Source organism: Edwardsiella hoshinae NBRC 105699 = ATCC 33379 (genome assembly GCF_000474215.1).
Lineage (GTDB): Bacteria > Pseudomonadota > Gammaproteobacteria > Enterobacterales > Enterobacteriaceae > Edwardsiella > Edwardsiella hoshinae.
In genome coordinates this window covers 178087-184086 of record NZ_BAUC01000017.1, presented here as the reverse complement: position 1 = coordinate 184086, position 6000 = coordinate 178087, and the positions used below count along the sequence as shown (strand labels likewise).

General features: G+C 58.3%; 6 protein-coding genes. All 6 read right to left on the bottom strand.

Features of this window, described 5'->3' with window-relative positions; translation table 11 throughout:
* On the bottom strand, positions 1-1556 hold a 1556-nt coding region (gene rsxC, locus EHO01S_RS07990; RefSeq protein WP_024523467.1), incomplete at its 3' end, for an electron transport complex subunit RsxC.
* Positions 1549-2124, bottom strand: coding sequence for an electron transport complex subunit RsxB (gene rsxB / locus EHO01S_RS07985; RefSeq protein WP_024523466.1), 576 nt, complete (start codon positions 2122-2124; stop codon positions 1549-1551). The genes rsxC and rsxB, both read right to left, overlap by 8 nt.
* Positions 2124-2705 carry an electron transport complex subunit RsxA gene (rsxA, locus tag EHO01S_RS07980; protein WP_005286085.1) on the bottom strand — a complete coding sequence of 194 codons (582 nt, stop codon included), beginning with the start codon at positions 2703-2705 and terminating at the stop codon, positions 2124-2126. The genes rsxB and rsxA overlap by 1 nt, the downstream gene beginning before the upstream one ends.
* A gap of 154 nt (positions 2706-2859) precedes the next feature.
* Positions 2860-3291 (bottom strand): DUF2569 domain-containing protein, encoded by a 432-nt coding sequence (locus EHO01S_RS07975; RefSeq protein ID WP_024523465.1) that lies wholly within the window; start codon positions 3289-3291, stop codon positions 2860-2862.
* Between the two features lie 89 nt (positions 3292-3380).
* The gene (locus tag EHO01S_RS07970) at positions 3381-5111 is read right to left on the bottom strand and encodes a formate--tetrahydrofolate ligase (RefSeq protein WP_024523464.1); all 1731 of its coding nucleotides are present in this window, start codon (positions 5109-5111) and stop codon (positions 3381-3383) included.
* Between the two features lie 487 nt (positions 5112-5598).
* Complete coding sequence (gene ydgT / locus EHO01S_RS07965; RefSeq protein WP_024523463.1) at positions 5599-5814, bottom strand: transcription modulator YdgT; 216 nt, start codon at positions 5812-5814, stop codon at positions 5599-5601.
* Between the last annotated feature and the right edge of the window lie 186 nt (positions 5815-6000).

The window sequence follows — 6000 nt, the reverse complement described above, 5'->3', positions numbered from 1 at the left end:
TGACGCGCATCGGGCGTCGTCGCCTCGCTCTCTGCCGTGGCTTTCTTCAGATTGATACGCTGTAGGGCGGCTTGGATGGTAGCCTGATCGCTGTGACTGACGCTAACGGCGGCCTGTTGATGGCGTTGTTGGCGCGCGGCTTTCTCCCGTGCCAAACGGGCGAGGCGGGCTTCGAAACGGGCCTTCGCGTCGGCGGCACGCCGCGCTTCATCGTCCAAGGCGCGGATCTCGGCTTTTTCTCGACGGTAATATTGTACTAAGGGGATATTGCTCGGGCAGACGTAGGCGCAGGCGCCGCATTCGATGCACTCTTGCAGATGGTGGCTACGCGCCTTGTCGTGCTCTTGGCCGCGGCTATACCAGTAGAGCTGCTGTGGCAACAGACGGACGGGGCAGACATCGGCACAGCTGCTGCAACGAATACAGGGTTGCTCTTCCTGCGGCGCGCTGAATTCGTCGCGTGAGGGCGCCAGAATACAGTTGGTGATCTTAACCACCGGTACCCCGAGGCGGGAGAGGGTAAAACCCATCAGCGGACCGCCCATGATCACCATTGGGTGTTTATCCTGAGCGATAAATCCGCCGTGTTGCAGCAAATGTTTGACCGGAGTGCCCAATGGCGCCCACACATTGCCGGGATGCTTCATCTGCTCGCCGGTCAGCGTGACGACGCGCTCAAGCAGCGGCTCCCCATCGATGACGGCCCGCTTGATGGCATAGACGGTGGCCACGTTTTGCATCAACACCCCGATCGACGCGGAGTGTTGGCCGTGCGGCACCTCCATTCCAGTGAGGATCTTGATCAGTTGCTTGGCGCCGCCAGAGGGATATTTGGTCGGGATCACGCGCAGTTGAATCTGTTGGTGACCCTGTAACGCCTGGCGTAATGTGGCGATGGCTTGCGGTTTGTTGTCCTCGATACCGATCAGTATCCGCTCCGGTGCCAGGATGTGCTGTAGGATGGCGCAGCCGGTGACGATCTCCGCGGCATGCTCACGCATCAGACGATCGTCGGCGGTGATATAAGGCTCGCACTCGGCGGCATTGATGATCAGTGTGTTGACGCAGTCCGCGCCGCCGCGCAGCTTGGCGGCTGTAGGAAAACCAGCACCGCCAAGGCCGGCGATGCCAGCCTGGTGAATATGTTCGATCAGCGCTTGCGGGCTGTGAGCCTGGTAATCGGGTAGCGCCTTGCGTTCGGCCCACCGCTCCTGATGATCCGGGATCAAGCTGATGCACAACTCGGTGAGACCGGAGGGGTGAGCCGTGACTTGGTGTGAAATGGCGCTGATGGTGCCCGAGGTCGAGGCGTGTACCGGGAGGGTTCGCCCGTTGCCGCGTGTCAATGCTTGCCCCTTGAGAACCTGTTGCCCCACCTTGACCAGCAGATCGCCTTCCGGCCCAAGGTGCTGCTGTAACGGAATGATCAGCAGGTTCGCTAATGGAATTCGGCGTAAGGGGATTTCGCTGGAGATCTGTTTCATCTCCGGCGGATGGATCCCGCCCTTAAAGTCCCATAATCTCTCTTTGCGCAACGCGGCGAACAGCTTAAACATGCGGCTTCACTTCCAGGATCTGTACGGGAATGGTGTGCAAATCCCATTTCCAGTTGGCGGTAGAGGTGCGTACGGGGATCAACTGGATACAGGCCGTCGGGCACGGATCCAGACACAGACCGCACCCGGTGCACTGTGCGCTGATGACGGTATGCAACGCGCGCGTTGCGCCGACGATGGCATCGACTGGGCAGGCTTGAATGCATTTGGTACAGCCGATGCAGTTATGTTCATCGATGAGCGCCACCTGGCGCGGTGGCGTTGCCTGAGCGGCCCCGCCTTCCAGCGGTTGCGGGTCGACGGCCAGTAGGGCGGCGATATTGCGCATCACCGCCTCACCGCCCGGCGCACAACGATTGATCTTTTCACCCTCGACGATGGCCTCGGCATAGGGGCGGCAGCCCGGGTAGCCACACTGCCCACATTGGCTCTGGGGCAGCAGGGCGTCGATGCGTTCGACGATCGGGTCGGCCTCCACCTGAAAACGGCGGGCGGCAAAGCCCAGGATCAAGCCGGAAATCAGCGCGATGGCGCTGACGGCGGCAATCGCTATCCACAATGAAGACATCAGAATTTCACCAATCCGCTAAAGCCCATAAAGGCAAGAGACATCAGCCCGGCGGTGATGAGGGCAATGGACGAGCCACGAAACGGAGCCGGAACGTCGGCTAAGGCCAAGCGTTCGCGAATGGCGGCGAAGAGCACCATCACCAACGAGAACCCGGCGGCGGCGCTGAAGCCATACACCGCCGACTGCAAGAAGTTGTGCGACTGATTGACATTGAGCAGCGCTACGCCGAGCACCGCACAATTGGTGGTGATCAGCGGTAAAAAGATGCCCAATAGGCGATACAATACCGGACTGGTCTTGCGTACCGCCAGCTCAGTGAATTGTACCACCACCGCGATGACCAGGATAAAGGTCAGCGTACGCAGATAGGCCAACCCCAGGGGAACCAGAATAAACTGGTTGACGGCCCAGGCGCAGACAGACGCCAGGGTGAGTACGAAGGTGGTTGCCAGCCCCATGCCCATCGCCGTCTCAAGTTTTTTCGATACCCCCATGAAGGGGCAGAGGCCGAGAAATTTAACTAAGACGAAGTTATTGACCAGGACGGTGCCGACCAGCAACAACAGGTAATCGGTCATCACACAAAACCTACAATGCAGAAAGATCAGCCGGAAGATAAAACCGCTGTATTATCGGGGTTTACCCGGCCAACGACAACAGATGAAACGTGGGGTTATTACGATTTGCGCAAATTCCCTCCGCTATGGCTCGCTCTGATGGCCGAAAAAGCGCCTACGGCTCGATAAATGTCTGGCGAACGCGTGTCGAACGCTTGATATAGGGCACGAATATCGCGGCAGCCAGCAGCGGCATGATAATGCCGCGTAGCGCCACGGCGTCGCTGACCGGTGAGAAGGCGAACGATTTCAGCGCCAGCAACAGCATGACCAGCAGCCAGACGATGAACAGCTTAGGAAAACGGCGAGAGCGCTTAAAGAACAGGCGCAGCACATACAGCGAGAAACACCAGACGGCGGCGGTGATCAGCAGCGAGAAGCCCCATTGGGTCGAGAAGACGCCGCCCAATGTCCAGATCCGTCTGCCGGCGCCATGTTGCAGCAACGCCATGATGAACAGGATCAGCATCAGGCTGGAGGAGAGCAGAGAAAGCAGCATGTAAGCCAAAGGGGCAAACAGCCAGCCGCCGATGCGGTTAGTTTTCATAATACAAGATACCGAGTAAGAAACGGATGGCGGGCAGTATACCCGATCCCGGCCCGACAGGGGGCAGAGATCGGGGATTGGGGGAAGCCTTAGCTGAGGCCGACGGTATTGCCGTCGTGATCGATATCGATATGGAGATAGGCTGGCCGCGTGCTGAGTCCCGGCATGGTCATGATATTACCGGCATAGACGCGAATAAAGCCCGCACCGGCGGAGACCTGTAGACTACGCACCGGCAGCGTAAAGTCGTGCGGAACGTTTTTCAACGCCGGATCGGCACTGATCGATAGCGGCGTCTTGGCCATGCACAGCGGTAAGTGGCCGAAGCCCGCCTGCTCCAGCGCCGCCAACTCCTGCTGCGCCTGTTGGGTGAGTTCAACTTGGCGGGCGCCGTAGCTGCGGGCCAGGGTCTGCAACTTGTCGGCCAGCGGCAGATCATCCGGGTAGAGCAGTGTCACTTGCCCCGCTTGACTACAGGCATCGGTGACACAGGCGGCCAGACGGGCGGCGCCCTCGCCACCGCGAGCGAAGGCCTCGCTGAACTCAACCCCGAAGGCGCCGGCACTGAGCGCATAGTCGCGCAGGATGGCTAATTCCTGTGCGGTATCCTCCGGCCAGCGGTTGACGGCGATCACTACCGGCAAGCCGTAGCGACGGGCGTTGGCGATATGCCAGCCCAGATTTTCACAACCGAGGCGCAGCAGATCGGCATCCGGTTGCTTCACCGCTTCCGGTAATGGCTGGCCCGGTTTCATATTGAAACGCCCGCTATTAGCTTTCAGGCTGCGCAGGGTCGCGACCAGTACCACGCAAGACGGGGCGATCCCTGACTGGCGATATTTGATATTGAAAAACTTCTCCATCCCCATGTCGGAGCCGAAGCCTGCCTCGGTGACGACATAGTCGGCCAATTGCAACGCCAGGCGATCAGCTAAAACCGACGAATTACCGTGGGCGATGTTGGCGAACGGTCCGGCATGGATCAGTACCGGTGTCTGTTCGCTGCTCTGCATCAGGGTAGGGTGGATGGCCTCTTTCATCACCACGGTCATGGCCCCGGCGACCTGCAAATCGTCGGCGGTGATCGCTTGCCCTTGCATCGAATAGGCCAAGATCACCTTGCCGATACGCGTCCGCATGTCAGCCAGGCTTTCGGAAAGGGCTAGAATGGCCATTAGCTCCGAGGCGGCACTGATGTCAAAGCCATCGTGGCGCGTTACCCCGTTGTTGCCGCCACCGACACCGACCTCGATGCTACGCAACGCACGATCGTTATGATCCATGACGCGCTTCCAGACGATGCGTTGCGGATCGATATCCAGACGAGGCAGCCCACTCTGGGCCGTGAATTCGTCGCCGAGCCGTTGTTCGTGGAAGAGGCGCGCATCGAGGGCGGCGGCGGCCAGGTTATGGGCCGCGCTGATGGCATGGATATCACCGGTAAGATGCAGGTTGAGCTGCTCCATCGGCAGCACCTGCGAGGCTCCGCCGCCGGCCGCTCCGCCTTTGACGCCGAAGACCGGCCCCAGGCTGGGCTGACGGATGCAAGCGATGGCGGGATGGCCCAGGTAGTTAAGCCCTTGGCTTAGTCCGAGGGTAGTGACGGTTTTGCCTTCACCTAAGGGCGTTGGGGTAATACTGGAGACGAGGATCAGCTTGCCGCGCGGTGCGCGGTTAGTGATGCGGCGCAGATCGACTTTGGCCGCATAGGGGCCATAAGGGATCAGTGCTTCCGGAGAGATGCCTATCCGCTTAGCGATGGCGGCGATCGGCTGCAACGCGGGTTGGCAGGTGGGCATCGTTTCGCAGCGAGATGTCATAGCGTGTCGTAATCCTTTATAGAGACAGTGTAAACCCAGGCGCCGCCGACAACTGGCCACAAGGCGGAAGAGGCTGCACGCCAATGATTATACGCCTGGACGGAGAATAGGGTTGATTATGCCACAGTGCGCAAACGGTTACTTGGTGAAAGCGCAAATTCTTGCTGAGAATTGTGTTGTAAATGGTGGTGAAAAAACAAGCGCAATAATTCAGCTCACTATGTTAATTACTCGGAGTAATATTTCCTCGGTGAGTGAATGGTAAGCCGAGGGCGCTGAATCGTGCTAACGGTGAGTCACCTGCGCGCACGCCAATAGCGAGGGCGAGATAAGCGTTAATCATGCCGTGCGCGCCGCAGATTGTATTCGTTTTGCTAATACGTCTGCCCGCTGCGGCGTGAAACGCACCACTACCTCTACGCCCCCAGCGCGGGGCGTCGTTGATGCCCGGCGGGTGACAACACTGAATAGGGAGCGCCACGGGAGATTAGACGACGTAATGCCAAATCTCTTTCGGCACGCAGCCAAGATCGAACAACTGCCCGCCGCTGACCAGTTCGGCACGGCGGTGATCGGCAGCGCGATACATATTGATGATCTCTTTTTCATCATGCAGCGAGTAATTTAAATGATCGAAAAGCTTTTCCAGACTCTCGCTATTATTTACCTTGCGGAACTTATGCAGAAATTCAATTGTGCTCATCTTTTGATCGTTGTATTAGGCGGATATGTATAATGAATAACAGTATTCAGTAATTGCGCTAATACGTCTAGCGAGATATTAGTGATTTGGATTGCAAATTTATCAAATAGCAGGCCGAGATAATGTTCACCGTTAGCGCTTCTTCGCGGATAAATGGCGCTGGTGTCGCGTCTAAAGCGGGTTATG

Bases quoted from the DNA above. Each gene is read 5' to 3' on its own strand.
- rsxB (WP_024523466.1), bottom strand. From the start codon at position 2,124: ATGTCTTCATTGTGGATAGCGATTGCCGCCGTCAGCGCCATCGCGCTG.
- rsxA (WP_005286085.1), bottom strand. From the start codon at position 2,705: ATGACCGATTACCTGTTGTTGCTGGTCGGCACCGTCCTGGTCAATAAC.
- EHO01S_RS07975 (WP_024523465.1), bottom strand. From the start codon at position 3,291: ATGAAAACTAACCGCATCGGCGGCTGGCTGTTTGCCCCTTTGGCTTAC.
- EHO01S_RS07970 (WP_024523464.1), bottom strand. From the start codon at position 5,111: ATGACATCTCGCTGCGAAACGATGCCCACCTGCCAACCCGCGTTGCAG.
- ydgT (WP_024523463.1), bottom strand. From the start codon at position 5,814: ATGAGCACAATTGAATTTCTGCATAAGTTCCGCAAGGTAAATAATAGC.